The 12,672-nt window shown below is 65.2% G+C and carries 15 protein-coding genes, 5 tRNA genes and 1 pseudogene; 16 read left to right on the top strand and 5 right to left on the bottom strand.

Features of this window, described 5'->3' with window-relative positions; genetic code table 11:
* Nucleotides 1-2: 2 nt before the first annotated feature.
* The 8 genes from NI1_RS02525 to NI1_RS40070 all read left to right on the top strand — a co-directional run bounded on the left by NI1_RS02525 (nt 3) and on the right by NI1_RS40070 (nt 3,806).
* Nucleotides 3-75: transfer RNA gene (locus tag NI1_RS02525), tRNA-Gly, on the top strand.
* Nucleotides 76-97: 22 nt separating this feature from the next.
* Nucleotides 98-168: transfer RNA gene (locus NI1_RS02520), tRNA-Cys, on the top strand.
* A gap of 23 nt (nt 169-191) precedes the next feature.
* Nucleotides 192-266, top strand: a tRNA-Val gene (locus tag NI1_RS02515).
* Between the two features lie 99 nt (nt 267-365).
* Nucleotides 366-1,346 carry an adenylate/guanylate cyclase domain-containing protein gene (locus NI1_RS02510; protein ID WP_169815526.1) on the top strand — a complete coding sequence of 327 codons (981 nt, stop codon included), beginning with the start codon at nt 366-368 and terminating at the stop codon, nt 1,344-1,346.
* A gap of 35 nt (nt 1,347-1,381) precedes the next feature.
* The gene (locus NI1_RS02505) at nt 1,382-1,669 is read left to right on the top strand and encodes a hypothetical protein (protein WP_067813634.1); all 288 of its coding nucleotides are present in this window, start codon (nt 1,382-1,384) and stop codon (nt 1,667-1,669) included.
* A gap of 69 nt (nt 1,670-1,738) precedes the next feature.
* Nucleotides 1,739-2,344: a class I SAM-dependent DNA methyltransferase gene (locus NI1_RS02500; RefSeq protein ID WP_218026665.1), complete on the top strand. Its 606-nt coding sequence runs from the start codon at nt 1,739-1,741 to the stop codon at nt 2,342-2,344.
* A 10-nt stretch (nt 2,345-2,354) separates the two neighbouring features.
* Nucleotides 2,355-3,446, top strand: a complete 1,092-nt coding sequence (locus NI1_RS02495; protein WP_067813630.1) for a hypothetical protein — start codon at nt 2,355-2,357, stop codon at nt 3,444-3,446.
* A 138-nt stretch (nt 3,447-3,584) separates the two neighbouring features.
* Nucleotides 3,585-3,806, top strand: coding sequence for a DUF6374 family protein (locus NI1_RS40070; protein ID WP_369690118.1), 222 nt, complete (start codon nt 3,585-3,587; stop codon nt 3,804-3,806).
* Between the two features lie 89 nt (nt 3,807-3,895).
* Here NI1_RS40070 and NI1_RS02490 read toward each other — a convergent pair whose 3' ends face one another.
* The 3 genes from NI1_RS02490 to NI1_RS36920 all read right to left on the bottom strand — a co-directional run bounded on the left by NI1_RS02490 (nt 3,896) and on the right by NI1_RS36920 (nt 6,722).
* The gene (locus NI1_RS02490) at nt 3,896-4,471 is read right to left on the bottom strand and encodes a TerD family protein (protein WP_067813628.1); all 576 of its coding nucleotides are present in this window, start codon (nt 4,469-4,471) and stop codon (nt 3,896-3,898) included.
* 142 nt (nt 4,472-4,613) lie between these two features.
* Nucleotides 4,614-5,999, bottom strand: a complete 1,386-nt coding sequence (locus tag NI1_RS02485) for a TerD family protein (protein WP_067813626.1) — start codon at nt 5,997-5,999, stop codon at nt 4,614-4,616.
* 297 nt (nt 6,000-6,296) lie between these two features.
* Nucleotides 6,297-6,722 (bottom strand): glycosyltransferase, encoded by a 426-nt coding sequence (locus NI1_RS36920; RefSeq protein ID WP_084522482.1) that lies wholly within the window; start codon nt 6,720-6,722, stop codon nt 6,297-6,299.
* On the opposite strand from NI1_RS36920, the gene NI1_RS02480 reads away from it, so the two are divergent.
* From NI1_RS02480 to NI1_RS02465, 5 genes and pseudogenes are all read left to right on the top strand, one after another.
* Nucleotides 6,696-6,768, top strand: a tRNA-Gly gene (locus NI1_RS02480). The genes NI1_RS36920 and NI1_RS02480 overlap by 27 nt on opposite strands.
* Before the next feature lie 24 nt (nt 6,769-6,792).
* Nucleotides 6,793-6,867 (top strand) — tRNA-Val (locus tag NI1_RS02475).
* A 334-nt stretch (nt 6,868-7,201) separates the two neighbouring features.
* Nucleotides 7,202-7,573, top strand: a pseudogene (locus NI1_RS40065) (MspA family porin); the annotation flags it as partial.
* Nucleotides 7,521-8,543 carry a hypothetical protein gene (locus NI1_RS37720; RefSeq protein ID WP_157534912.1) on the top strand — a complete coding sequence of 341 codons (1,023 nt, stop codon included), beginning with the start codon at nt 7,521-7,523 and terminating at the stop codon, nt 8,541-8,543. The pseudogene NI1_RS40065 and the gene NI1_RS37720, both read left to right, overlap by 53 nt.
* Nucleotides 8,544-8,548: 5 nt before the next feature.
* Nucleotides 8,549-9,097 (top strand): DUF3558 domain-containing protein, encoded by a 549-nt coding sequence (locus NI1_RS02465; RefSeq protein ID WP_157534911.1) that lies wholly within the window; start codon nt 8,549-8,551, stop codon nt 9,095-9,097.
* Nucleotides 9,098-9,567: 470 nt separating this feature from the next.
* Here the strand turns inward: NI1_RS02465 and NI1_RS02460 are convergent, their stop codons facing one another.
* The gene (locus tag NI1_RS02460) at nt 9,568-9,954 is read right to left on the bottom strand and encodes a cupredoxin domain-containing protein (RefSeq protein ID WP_067813619.1); all 387 of its coding nucleotides are present in this window, start codon (nt 9,952-9,954) and stop codon (nt 9,568-9,570) included.
* 434 nt (nt 9,955-10,388) lie between these two features.
* Nucleotides 10,389-10,634, bottom strand: a complete 246-nt coding sequence (locus tag NI1_RS36910) for a hypothetical protein (RefSeq protein ID WP_157534910.1) — start codon at nt 10,632-10,634, stop codon at nt 10,389-10,391.
* Here NI1_RS36910 and NI1_RS36905 point away from each other — a divergent pair.
* The 3 genes from NI1_RS36905 (at nt 10,624) to mraY (ending at nt 12,665) form a co-directional block, all read left to right on the top strand.
* Nucleotides 10,624-10,890, top strand: coding sequence for a hypothetical protein (locus NI1_RS36905; RefSeq protein WP_084522479.1), 267 nt, complete (start codon nt 10,624-10,626; stop codon nt 10,888-10,890). The two genes, NI1_RS36910 and NI1_RS36905, sit on opposite strands and share 11 nt — an antisense overlap.
* A gap of 125 nt (nt 10,891-11,015) precedes the next feature.
* Nucleotides 11,016-11,504 (top strand): MarR family winged helix-turn-helix transcriptional regulator, encoded by a 489-nt coding sequence (locus NI1_RS02450; RefSeq protein WP_067813617.1) that lies wholly within the window; start codon nt 11,016-11,018, stop codon nt 11,502-11,504.
* Nucleotides 11,505-11,585: 81 nt separating this feature from the next.
* Nucleotides 11,586-12,665 (top strand): phospho-N-acetylmuramoyl-pentapeptide-transferase, encoded by a 1,080-nt coding sequence (gene mraY, locus NI1_RS02445; RefSeq protein ID WP_067813615.1) that lies wholly within the window; start codon nt 11,586-11,588, stop codon nt 12,663-12,665.
* The last annotated feature ends 7 nt before the right edge of the window (nt 12,666-12,672 follow it).

Raw genomic sequence — 12,672 nt, 5'->3', positions numbered from 1 at the left:
ATGCGGATGTAGCGCAGCTGGTAGCGCATCACCTTGCCAAGGTGAGGGTCGCGGGTTCGAATCCCGTCATCCGCTCGAAGGCCAACCGGCCTTGGTTGGCGGTGTGGCCGAGTGGTGAGGCAACGGCCTGCAAAGCCGTGCACACGGGTTCGATTCCCGTCGCCGCCTCTTGCTTGCAAGAGGAAAGACTCGCGCGATTAGCTCAGCGGGAGAGCGCTTCCCTGACACGGAAGAGGTCACTGGTTCAATCCCAGTATCGCGCACCAGTCAGTGAAAAGGCCCGGCGAAAGCCGGGCCTTTTCGCGTTGGTACAGCCGGATATTCGCGGTGTCACCGGTCCGGGCTCGATGTGTTGTACTGGCGGAGTGATCGAATCCGGCAGGCCGCCCGGCGTTGTGGACGCGGTGGTCGAACAGTCGTTGCTCGGCGGTCCGCGGCGGTACACGCGGGCACAGGTGGCCGAGCTTTCCGGGGTGCCGGTCGATCGGGCGCGGAAGCTGTGGGTGGCGTTGGGGTTCCCGGCCACGGCCAGCGATGACGAACCGGCGTTCACCGATGCCGATGTCGAGGCGGTGCGCGCGTTCACCACGATGGATTCGGTGGCGGGCGCCAGCGAGCAGAGCCAGATCGCGGCCGCTCGCACGCTCGGGCAGGCGATGGCGCGCTTGGCCGAATGGCAGGCGGATCTGATCGGCCGGGAGATCGGCGAGCGGGCGGGCGGGCAGGCGGCGGAGGTCACCACCCGGACCATCGAGGTGCTCACCGAATTGCAGGAGTACGCCTGGCGACGGCATTTGGCGGCCGCGCTCAGCCGTTCGATCGAATCCGACGGCACCACAAGGCAATTGCTGGTCGGGTTCGCGGATATGGTGGGCTACACCCGGCTTTCACGCCATCTCGACCTGGGCGAGCTGACCGATCTGCTCGACAGCTTCGAAGACGCCACCACCGAGGCGATAACCGCCAACGGCGGCTGGGTGATCAAGAATGTCGGTGACGAAGTGATGTTCGCCGCCGAGACCGCCGCGGACGGCGCCCGCATCGCGCTGGCCCTGCACACCGCGATCGAGCGTGCGGCGCAAGCCATTCCGGATATGCCGCAGCTGCGGATCGGCCTGGCATACGGTCCGGTGCTGACCCGATTCGGCGACCTGTTCGGCACCGTGGTCAATGTCGCCGCCCGCCTGACCGGTGTGGCGCGGCCGGGCACGGTACTGCTGGACGACGGCGCGGCCGCGGCCCTGGGTGACGACCACGATTTCTCCATTCGCCATCTGCGCAGTGTGCGAGTCAAAGGCATCTCGCGATTGCGGTCCCACGTGCTGCGCGAACCGAAACGCAAGTAACGCCCGCCGGGACCGCCGGATGCGACACTGTGGGCATGACGGGTCAGGTTCGCGGGAACATCCCCAACGGTCGATACGCCGCGCCGCAGCCACCGAAGCGGCGCGGCATCATGCGCTTCGGACTCTGGCCGCTGATCCTGGCGGCGGTCGTGATCACGGTGCTGCCGCTGCTCGTGCTCGCATTGCTCATGTTCGTACGCCCCTCCGGCTCCCCCGCGCCCGCCGCACCGCCGGCCCGAGTCGTCGGTCCCACCGCCGAACCGGTCCAGACCACCCCCGTCAAACCGTGCTATCCGTTCCAAACCGACTGCGTACCGGGCTGATCCGGCGATTGCCGTCGCGACGATGACGGTCGTGGATTAGCTTGGGGCATGGGGCTTTCCGCTGCTGAAGTGTTCGACGCATTAGGTAGGGACTACGAGAAGGCGTTCGCCGGGCTGAGCGCACAGCGCGAGGAGATCGACTGGCTGCTCACCCGATTGCCCGGCGGGGCGCGGGTACTGGATGTCGGGTGCGGGACGGGACGGCCGGTGGCCGAGCTGCTCGCGACGGCCGGGCATCAGGTCACCGGATGCGATGTGTCGGCGCGCATGCTCGACATCGCCCGCGAGCAGGTGCCGTCCGCCCGGTTCGAGTCGGCGGATCTGCGGACGCTGAACTATCCGCCGGGCAGCTGGGACGCGGTGGTGGCGTTCTTCCCGCTGTTACAGATGAGCCGCGCCGAAATCGCCTCCGCCCTGGTTAAATTCGCGGATTGGCTGGCCCCGGGCGGGTACCTGCTGCTGGCGACCGTGCCCGCCGATATCGAGGGTATGGACATCATCTTCATGGGGCAGCCGGTCACGGTCAGCAGCTATCCGCGGGAGGAGTTCCAGCGGCGGCTCACCGAAGCCGGTCTGGAAATCGTGCGCGACCGCATAGTCGAGTTCCTGCCCGACTACCCGGACGCGATTCCGGAACGGGATCTGTTCATCGCCGCCCGCAAGCCGCGACGCTGAAAGTCACGCCATGCGAGTGCGGTTGATATTGGTGGCGATACTGGCCGCACTCACCGCATGCAGTGGGAGTCCGAGCGAGGACCCCGATCCCGGCTGGGTTGCTCTGCCCGCTCCGGCCACAGGCGCACGGGTTCTCTCGATCACGCCGACCGCGGACGGGTTACTGCTGCTCGGATCGGTTCCGAGTCCCGACGGCCGCTCCCCCGCCGCCTGGACCACCACCGACGGTCAGCACTGGAACACCCTGACAATGACCCCGCACAGCGGCTACGCCTTTGTCGCAGAATTGATTTCCGGCGCAATCGGTGACCGGGTGATCGCCTTGGGCCAGGCGTTCGGCGGCTCGCACTTCAATCCCCGCATGACGATATGGTCGGGCACCACCTCAGGTCTCGAGGAGTTCCCGCAAAGCTTCGAACAGTTCGGCGGCCCACACGCAATCGGAGTCAGCGGAGCGGCATCGTCAGCCGGAACAGACCTACTGGTCGGCGCCTGGGATGCCACCAGCGGCCGCTACGGGGCGACGATCTGGCTCTCCACCGACGGAGCGAACTGGACTCGGCAAGCGGATGATCCAGCTCTGTCGGCCGGCGCCGGCGAGGTGACAGGGGCCTCCGGAGTAACAGCCGGCCCGAACGGCTTCGTGATCGCAGGCAACTCCATCCAAGGCGTGGACTACCACCCACTTCAATGGACCTCCCCCGACGGCCACACCTGGCAACGAATCCCCCTGTCCGGTACCGGCGTTGCCAGCCGGGTGGCCTGCGACCGGACCGCGTGCGTGACGGTAGGGCGCACGGTCGGCACCCGCCCCCAACTGCGCTGCTGGCCCACACCATCGACATCCCACTCCGGCCCGGACGGCGCCGCCCTCGACATCGACCAAGCCCTCCTCCGCCCCACCGAACTCCTCATCAGCACCCGCATCGACAACACATCCCACCTACTCACCGCCAACCGCGACTGCACCCACATCCGCAACGTCCCACTCCCCACCACAGCCCCGAAGGCATTCCTCGGCTCCCTCCCCGACCGCCTCCTGCTAGCCACCACCGACCCCGACGGCGACAGCCGAATCTGGTTGCGCACCGACGACAACTGATGTGCCCAAACCGCAAAAGCTCATGCCGGGCCTTCGAAATCCAGTGCCGGAGCTCGGCCCGGTTCGTCGTCCGCACAGTTTGTCGGACCCCCCGCCTAGACTCGAAAGTTTGTTCGACTCGAGGTATCGTTCCGGGCCATGCCGGAGTTGTCTCGCCTCGAATGGGCTCGTATGAATCTCGATCAGGTGCGCAGGCAGCTGCTTGATGCAGCGGCTTGGGGGAAGTACATCACTCCGGAGCAGTTGGAGCATGCGGCCGGGAAGATCGCGGAGGGGATGCGGATCTATGCGGAGGAGACTTCGGGCGGCGGGCCGGATCCGGGTGGGCGATGCGGGCGGCCAACGCTACGACGGCCATAGCCTGAATTGTGGTGCTGGGGACCGGGATCCGTACCGCCGATACGACGAAGGCCCGGTCTGGGACCGGGCCTTCGACAGGTGCGACGAGGTCAGATGTTGACGCCGTAGTCGCGGGCGATGCCGGCCAGGCCGGAGGCATAGCCCTGGCCGATGGCGCGGAACTTCCACTCGGCGCCGTTGCGGTACAGCTCGCCGAAGACCATGGCGGTCTCGGTGGAGGCATCCTCGGTGAGGTCGTAGCGGGCCAGTTCGGCGCCCGTGTTGCGGTCGACGACGCGGATGTAGGCGTTGCGGACCTGGCCGAAGGACTGCTGGCGGGCCTGCGCGTCGTGGATGGAGACCGGGAAGAAGATGTTGGTGATGGTGGCGGGGGTGCCCGCGAGGTCGACGTTGATGGTCTCGTCGTCGCCTTCACCTTCACCGGTCAGGTTGTCGCCGGTGTGCTCGATGGAGCCTTCGGGCGAACGCAGGTTGTTGTAGAAGACGAAGTGCTGGTCGGACAGCACGCGCTGGTCGGCGCCGGTGGCCAGCGCGCTGGCATCGAGGTCGAAGTCGGCGCCGGTGGTGGAGCGCACATCCCAGCCCAAACCGACGCTGACGGCGGTCAGATTCGGGGCTTGCTTCGACAGTGAGACATTCCCGCCCTTGGCCAGACTGACGCTCATCGAGTTTCCTTTCGTACCTGTGGTTCGCGGATCTCAGGTTCCGGGCCGCCGGGGTTCCGGCGACCGGTGCCGTTCTCGACCATAGTCGTTTCGGGCGTGGCGGTTCGGGTGCCGAGGAATCGGATTCGAAGGTTCGGCACGATCAGCCGTTGGTCACGAACCGGCCCAGTTGGGGGCGCGCTTCACCCGGATGTTTGGCTTGGAAGCCCTCCCCGATCGCCTGTAGCTTCCAATCTCCGCCCGCGCGAAAGACTTTCGCCATCGCGAGTGCGGTGAACGGCATGCCGCCGGTGAGGGCGTACCTGGCCAGTTCCGCACCGGTGGTGTCGTCGACCAGGCGGCAGTAGGCGTTGCTGACGCGTTCGAAAGTCTGGCCCTGATACGAGGTGACGATGAACAGCAGCGTGGTGACGTGCGCGGGGATACGGGTGAGGTCGACCAGGATGACCTCGTCGTCGCCCTCGCCCGCGCCGGTGAGGTTGTCGCCCTGATGACGGATCGAGCCGTCTTTGGAGGTGAGCTGGCCGTAGTACGCGACATCGGTGAGCTGGGGGCCGGCGAACATGGCCACCCAGGCGTCGAGGTCGATGTCGATGGCGCGGCTGCCGAACAGACCGGATTTCTTCACCGGATCCCAGCCCAGGCCCATGCGGATGTAGGTGAGGGCGACGCCGCCTTCCTTGCGGAGGGTGACGCGCTGGCCTTTGGACAGGTTGACCGGGCGGCCTTTGGCCAGACCGACTTCCTGGGTCGGCTGCGGATTCGGCGGCGGGGGTGGGGAATACGACGGCGGCAGCGGGGCTGTCGGCGGCGAGAACGACGGGGTGGTCGGCGGGTATGACTGGGTCGGCGGCGGATAGGGCGGGGACGCGGGCGGCGGCGAGTACGCCGGAGTCGCGGGCGGCTGCGGCGAGTACGCCGGGCTCATCGGCGGCGGCATCGCGGGCGCGGGCGGCGGATAGTTCGAGGGCGCTTGATAAGTGGGAGCGGGAGAAGGCGCGGGTTGCGGTGCCGAGCGCGGCGATTCCTCGACGCTGACGCCGTGATCGGTGACCAGCGCGGCGAATCCGCCCGCGTACCCCTGCCCGACGGCGCGCACCTTCCACGCACCGCCGCGCCGGTACAGCTCCAGTGCGATGACAATGGATTCGGTCTGCAATCCATCGATCCGGTACTCGTACAACCGGTTTCCGGACCCGTCGGACACGGTCGCGACCGGCGCGGGTATCCGTCCGAAGTTGGCACGCGGGTCGTCGAGGGTGATGACCGCGCGAATCTGGTCGATATCCGCGGGCACCTGCGCCAGCGAGACCGCCAGCGCCGCAGGCTGCCCCGCCCCGGACGGCTGCAACCGCACGCCCGGCCCGGACGGCTGGTTGAAGAACACGAAGTCGGCGTCGGAGCGCACCTTCCCGCGCTCGGTGACCAGCAAGGCCGATAGATCAGCGGGCGCGCCGACCTGTACGGCGATCACCACGTCGCCGACCGTGACCGGCCCGTTCTGCCCCTTGACGAGAGTCGATGACAAAGGACGCTCCTCCCCACACCGCTGCTGCTGCCTGCCACTTTACGAGAGCCCTACGACATTCGGCAGCGGAAGCCCGATCACCTCGAAATTTAGCGATGCTCAACGTTTGCCCTCAAAGGCCCTCCGCCGCAATCGAGATCGAATCGCGATGCGCCAATTGCAGCCCGAGCGGTCTATTCCCTTCTAAAATCAGCATTTCGCACCATCGGAGAAGAGGCACTTCGCATGAACTTCCAGAAGAGTCGCGAACACCGCGAGTTTGCTGCAATCTCGCGGACGCCAGCGATCGGCACCGGCTCAGACTCTTTCCGCTCCAAGCACCCGACGGGCCGCGCGAGCAGCCCCATCGGTATCGATCTGCGGGCCGATGGTGCGGGCGGTGAACCAGACCCGCGGGGATAGGACTCGCGCCACTGCGGCGGTCAGTGATTCGACGGTTGGCTGCCGGGAGGCATGGGCCACACCGATACCCAAGCGCTCGACCTGAGCAGCCCGGCAGTACTGATCGAACATCTGCGGAACCACCACTCGCGGTGTACCACTCGCGGCAACCGCCGCGGTGGTGCCCGCGCCGCCATGGTGGACGACCGCGGCCGCGCTTGGAAACCCATCGCATAGTGCAGGTTTGCGTATTTTGCCCACCCATCCGCTAATGTTCTCTTCCGCAAGCCGAAGCGAAAGCCCAAGCGAGCAAATGCGGATGTAGCGCAGCTGGTAGCGCATCACCTTGCCAAGGTGAGGGTCGCGAGTTCGAATCTCGTCATCCGCTCTGAGGGGGATTTACATAAAGCCCGCGCGATTAGCTCAGCGGGAGAGCGCTTCCCTGACACGGAAGAGGTCACTGGTTCAATCCCAGTATCGCGCACCACGAAAGATCAGCTCAGGCCCGGTTTCGACCGGGCCTTTCTGCCGTTCTGACCCACCCATGACCCGACCGCGTGCGTGACCTCCAACACAATGTTTGCCAGAAGATTGCCAACGTTCTGGTGGTTCCGATTGGGTCAAGCTGTCAAAAGCTCTGCACGCGAAAATATCTCGGGGTGGGCTTGCTATGAAGACGAGGGTTTCCGTAGTTCCAATTAGTTTGCTAGCTATTGGCTTCGCGGGTTCGGGACCGGCTGCGGCGGAGCTGGTCCGCAGTCCTGATCACGTGATCACCAAAACGACCGTGAACGGCTGGACCGCCACGGCCTGTCGGTGGTAGCGCGACGGTTTCTCCTTCGCTACAGACCACGATCAAACCCGGTGCGGTCACCACGATCCCGCTATCGGAGCGTGTGCTCGAGGGCGCGGTCGGCGCGTCGGATCTGACCGGCATCCAGGTGCATGTGGACAACTGTCTCGGCCGGTCAGCGTGCGCGTCTACACCCAGTTCTCGATGTCCACCCACGTCGCCGACACCACGGTCACGGTCTACTCCGACCCGACCACCATCTGACCCTGGAGGACGTCATGGGGCATGCCATGGAGCAGAACCGGCCTCGACGGCGAGGGAGATCAGTCGCCGCCATCGTGTCACTGGTGACGGTGGCGGCGACGGTACTGGTTGGCAGCGCCGGCACCGCCACCGGTGAGACGCCGGCCGAACGCTGCGCTCGCGAGACTTCCGCCTACAACGCGACATGGGAATCTACTTGGCGCGCAAGCAATCCCGGAAACACCGGACCGCCGCCACCACCACCGGTACCGTATGTCTGCCACGATCCGGGCGAGCCGACCACCACGACCTCGACACCACCGCCGACTGCACCTGGACTCCAGCCCACACAAGCTCCGGGAGCCGGTGTGCAGGGACAGGCGGGCAACGCACCGGGCAGCCTGCCGCAAGGCGATGGCACCGACATCGTTCCCGGACCCACATCCCCGTCCCTGACGCAGCCCGCAACGCGCCCCTCGCCGCCGGTGACCACTCGACCCGTGCGCAAACCGGCTGACGATGTGTCGGACGAAGGGAGTTGCGGCAACGGCTGGAATGGGCCACCGTGCGCCAACATTCAAGAATGCCCGCCCGGATACAGCATTCAGGGAAACCTCTGCTTCGGGGTCCTGAGCATCACACCCGGCGTGGTACCCGAAGGCTCACAGCCCAAGACGCGGCAGAAGAACTGCACATCGAGCCCGGCGAAGTGGACCAAGAACGAAACATGGACGAGTTCATCGACTATCACCAACACCAACAGCAAGATGGAATCCACCCAGAACACCGTCGGCGGTAGTGTCAAAGTCGAAGGCGAGGGCGGCGTGCCGCTCATCGGCAGTATCAAGGCAACGGTCGAAGGCAATTACCAAAACCAGCAGAAGACCGATACCACCTGGATCGACACGAACACCCAGCAGCAGACCCTGACCGATTCGAGCTCGAAGGAGTTCACCGTCGCGCCGGGCAAAGAACTGACCGTGTATACCCAGTACACCGATGTTTCGTGGGAGATCGTCCAGAAGTATTCCCACGAGAAGGTGACGGACGGGCACACCTATATAGCCGAACCCGACAGCTACGGCGCGTTCGAAAGTCCCGCTAACTGCACTCCTCCAGGTAGGTGATCGGAATGCTGATGATCGGTCCACGGAATCGTTTGTGCGCGAATGTTTTCAGAGTGAGAGCGCCGCGGATGGTTGCGGGCCTCGCCGGCGCGGCGACTGTTCTGCTTCTTGCAGCGTGCAGCTCGACAGACCCGGCGACGCCAGTCAGTGCAGCGCCGACGACGCCGGCAGTGCAGACCACGGTTGCCTGGTCACCGCCCGTCTACCGCCCCATATCGTCGAGCCCGGGAGATATCGTCGTCACCCGCGACCAGCTCATCGGAAACACCGTTGCCGCCGCACGCGAATTGCTGTCGTCAGGGTCGTGGATGCCGGAGATCCTGGAAGGGACATACGTCAGTACCAGCCCCGGCCAACCTACTCCTGACACTGCCGACACCGAGAGCTGGCGGATCGTCGGAGCCTGTATCACCCCGGACTACAAGGTGCGGATTACAGCCAAGGCGCCAGAGCAGTTCCACGACAGCGAGTTGCCCCGCATGCGCGACGGGAGATACGACAGCAGCGAGTGCCAGAACGGTTGGAATGGCATCAACTTGTCGAAGAAGCCATAACCAGACCCCGCCGGCTCCTGCTCAGCCACAATGACTCCAGGCCGTTGCCATTGCCACGACCACGTATGTAGGCCGCCGACGACAACTCGCGCTGGAGGTTGGAATGAGCTTTCGACTACGTGCACACGGTTTTTCCGGGCTGCTCCTGACGACTGCGGCGCTGTTGGCCGTAACTGCGCCTGCGGCATCGGCCGCCGGACCCTCCTCGGTCGCCGCCGACCTTCAGGCCGTTCAAGAGCCGGGTGCCTTCTGGAGTGGATGCCAACCCATTTACTGGCCGGATAGGGGGTGCGCGGTTTTCGACATGGTCGAACTCGATAGGCGGACGTGCACGCTCAATGGGGATCTGGGCGAGGAGTTCTACTGCGCGCCGCAGTGGTGAGGACGACCCACTGAGCTGAGACAGGTTCGCGGGCGAAGGGTGAATCCGACTCGGCCTACACCTCGACGACTGCGGCTTCAGTATCGGCCTACCAGACGTGGATGGTTCCCCAGCACCCCTTGCCGGCGCTGCCGGACACCGTGGGGGTCATGAGTTCGAAGGGGATGGATCCTGTTGGCTGGGCGGGGACTTCGACTCGGGCGTGGGGGTTGAAGTAGGCGCTGGGGAGGATGGTGCGGATGCCGAGGGATGGGATGCGGAACTCGGACTGGTCGGTGAATTGGTTGGTGGTGTCGAGGTCGATGAAGAAGGGGGTGCCGGCGGGGACCGACAGCTCGGTTGTGGAGCAGTAGCCGTTGTGGAAGCCGAGTTGGAGGACGGGTGGGGCGTCGGCCGCGGCCGGGGACGAGGCCAGTGCGAGCGCGGTGGCCGCGGCCGCTGGTATGGCCCAAGCAGTACGGTTAATGCCCCACATGGTCTATCCCTTCCGTTCCCGACGTCATGACCTGTGGCTCATGATACCGCCGGGGGTATCGGGCAATGGATTTGGAATCGCGTGGGTTATGGATATCGCTCATACGGATGAGTCTTGGTGTAATTAACTTTCCAGGGTGAATATTTAATTCGAGTTAAGTACATACCGAACCGCCTGCTCAGCGGGCTGTCGATGCGGAAACGTTATTTCCGATTTCGCCCACACTCCAGATGTGAACAGGTTACATTTTAGACCCCTTACGGTGACGACTTGCATTCCGGGTCGTGCCGATGCTTCACGTTTTTGGAGATAGTTATGAGACCGATCGCTTCCGCGCTGCTTCGTGCCGGTGTTGTTACTCCGGTCGCGCTTGCCACGGTGTTCGCTTTGGCGGCGCCCGCGAATGCCGCTGCCGTCAGCTTGAACTGGAGTTGTCAGGGCACGATCTTCGGGATTGGGCAGACCTCGAGTATGTCCACGTCGGTGACAGGGGCCGCGCCGGCTTCGGCGGCTGCCGGCTCGGCGGTTGCCATCACGCTGACGCCCGGGGCTTCGTCGGTGCCGAGTTCGGCGTCCGGGTTCAGCGTGACGAACATCAGCAATTTGAAGATGACCTGGCCTACGCCGGCGAATTCGACGCTGGTTTCGGCGAGCGTTTCCGGCGGGACCGTGGCGGGCACCGTCAGCACCTCGGGCGGGAATATCGTGCTGACGGTTCCGGGTCCGATCGCGGGCGGCACCAGCTTCACGCCGCCCGCGGTGACCATCAATGTCACGGCGGGTAGTCCCGGCACACCGATCACCAGCCAATACGCGGGCACCAGTTACGCCAACCCGGGCATGACCATGACGACCAAGGTCGCGTTCGTCGGCAATGTGGCGACCGCGTGCTATCCGAATCCGTCGCCGACCCTCACCAGCACCACCGTCAGCTGAGCCGGTGAGCCTGGACTGGGCTGTCAGCACCAGCCCAGTTCAGGTTCCACCCCGGACTCGGGGGATGCAGACTATCGTATCGCCCGCGCGCGATCGTGAATTGTGTTGAGAGGCATGGGCGTCCGATGTCAACCGAACCCGATCGGATCACGGTCGAGCTCAGAAAGGCGCTGGAGTTCTATCACGGCACCCTCGAGGATGTCTCCCGCGAATTGATCCGATTGCTCGGCGTGAACGAAACAGACCGGCGCGCTTTGGAAATCGTCCTGCTCGGGGACGACAAATCCACGACTCCCGGCATGCTGGCCGAACGCCTCGGGCTCACCGCGGCGGGGGCCACCGTCATGCTCAATCGCCTGGAGAAGCAGGGCTATATCACGCGCTCCCTGCACCCCGGCGATCGCCGCCGCGTGATCGTCGTGGCCACCGATCTCGCGGCTCGCCGTGTGCACGAACTCATTTCGTCCCTGCTCGACGAGGGCGCCAAAATGATGCTCACCTGGTACGACCCCGCCGAACTCGAATTGATCGCGGGCTTCCTCAACCGCGCGGGCGAACTGCAACGCATCCACCGCGAGCGGCTGCGCGACATCGACCCGTATCCGCGCCCCTGAGCGGTATCGTGCGCCTCGCTGAAATTCCGGCAGGATGGGTAGCGTCGGGCGGACTGCCGGAGGCAATTCCAGGGGGAGCGGATGAGGCAGATTCTTTTCGCGGCGCTGGTCGCGGTGGCGGTGTCCATCACGTTGACGCCGACGCTGATTCGGGTGTTCACGCGGGCCCAGCTCGGGCAGGAGATTCGCGAGGACGGGCCGCGGAGTCATCAGGTGAAGCGGGGGACGCCCACCATGGGCGGGATCGCGATCCTGGCGGGGATGTGGGCCGGGTATCTCGGGGCGCACCTGGGTGGGTTGTGGTTCGGCGGGCCGGGGATGTCCGCGTCCGGCCTGCTGGTGCTCGGGCTGGCCACCGCGATGGGGGTGGTCGGGTTTCTCGACGACTTCATCAAGCTGTACAAGCGGCGGAATCTCGGGCTGACGGCGACCGGGAAATACGTCGGGCAGGTCGGGGCGGCAATCGTTTTCGGGGTGCTGGTGTTGCGGTTCCCGAACAGCGTGGGGCTGACTCCGGGTAGCCGGCACGTGTCCGTTCTTCGTGACCTCGGCTGGTTTTCGCTGCTGCCGGTCGTCTTTCTGCTCGCGGTCTGCTTCCTGGTGGTCGCGTGGTCGAACGCCGTCAACATCACCGACGGGCTGGATGGCCTGGCCGCCGGTTCGATGGGTTTGACGTTGGGCGCATACGTGCTGATCACGTGCTGGCAGTACACGCACGCCTGCGCTACCCGACCGGACCCCGGTTGCTACGCGGTGCGCGATCCATTGGATCTGGCGGTCGTCTGCGCCGCGGCCGGGGCGGCATGCATCGGATTCCTGTGGTGGAACGCGGCTCCGGCCCGAATCTTCATGGGCGACACCGGTTCACTCGCGCTGGGCGGGCTGCTGGCGGGCCTGTCGATCACCACCCGCACCGAGCTGCTGATGGTGGTTGTCGGCGCGCTGTTCTGCGCCGAGATCCTGTCGGTGTTGTTGCAGATCATCGTGTTTCGCAGTACCGGACGCCGACTGTTCCGGCTCGCGCCGTTCCATCACCATTTCGAGCTCAGCAGTTGGCCCGAAACGACTGTGACCATTCGTTTCTGGCTACTCGCCGGGATCGCGGCGGCCACCGGTTTGATGCTTTTCTTCGGTGAGCACGCCGCGACCGGTCCGGCGTAGAGCACGT

Origin of the sequence: Nocardia inohanensis NBRC 100128 (assembly GCF_001612945.1) — a bacterium.
Lineage (GTDB): Bacteria > Actinomycetota > Actinomycetes > Mycobacteriales > Mycobacteriaceae > Nocardia > Nocardia inohanensis.
Note: the sequence above shows the minus strand (reverse complement) of the source record. Positions and strands in the feature narration are given on the sequence as shown.

What these genes read in the sequence shown, in the direction of transcription:
- NI1_RS02465 (WP_157534911.1), top strand. Translation starts at nt 8,549, where the DNA reads ATGCTGATGATCGGTCCACGGAATCGTTTGTGCGCGAATGTTTTCAGA.
- NI1_RS36920 (WP_084522482.1), bottom strand. Translation starts at nt 6,722, where the DNA reads ATGCGCTACCAGCTGCGCTACATCCGCATTTGCTCGCTTGGGCTTTCG.
- NI1_RS02450 (WP_067813617.1), top strand. Translation starts at nt 11,016, where the DNA reads ATGTCAACCGAACCCGATCGGATCACGGTCGAGCTCAGAAAGGCGCTG.
- NI1_RS02460 (WP_067813619.1), bottom strand. Translation starts at nt 9,954, where the DNA reads ATGTGGGGCATTAACCGTACTGCTTGGGCCATACCAGCGGCCGCGGCC.
- NI1_RS02495 (WP_067813630.1), top strand. Translation starts at nt 2,355, where the DNA reads ATGCGAGTGCGGTTGATATTGGTGGCGATACTGGCCGCACTCACCGCA.
- mraY (WP_067813615.1), top strand. Translation starts at nt 11,586, where the DNA reads ATGAGGCAGATTCTTTTCGCGGCGCTGGTCGCGGTGGCGGTGTCCATC.
- NI1_RS40070 (WP_369690118.1), top strand. Translation starts at nt 3,585, where the DNA reads ATGCCGGAGTTGTCTCGCCTCGAATGGGCTCGTATGAATCTCGATCAG.
- NI1_RS02505 (WP_067813634.1), top strand. Translation starts at nt 1,382, where the DNA reads ATGACGGGTCAGGTTCGCGGGAACATCCCCAACGGTCGATACGCCGCG.
- NI1_RS02490 (WP_067813628.1), bottom strand. Translation starts at nt 4,471, where the DNA reads ATGAGCGTCAGTCTGGCCAAGGGCGGGAATGTCTCACTGTCGAAGCAA.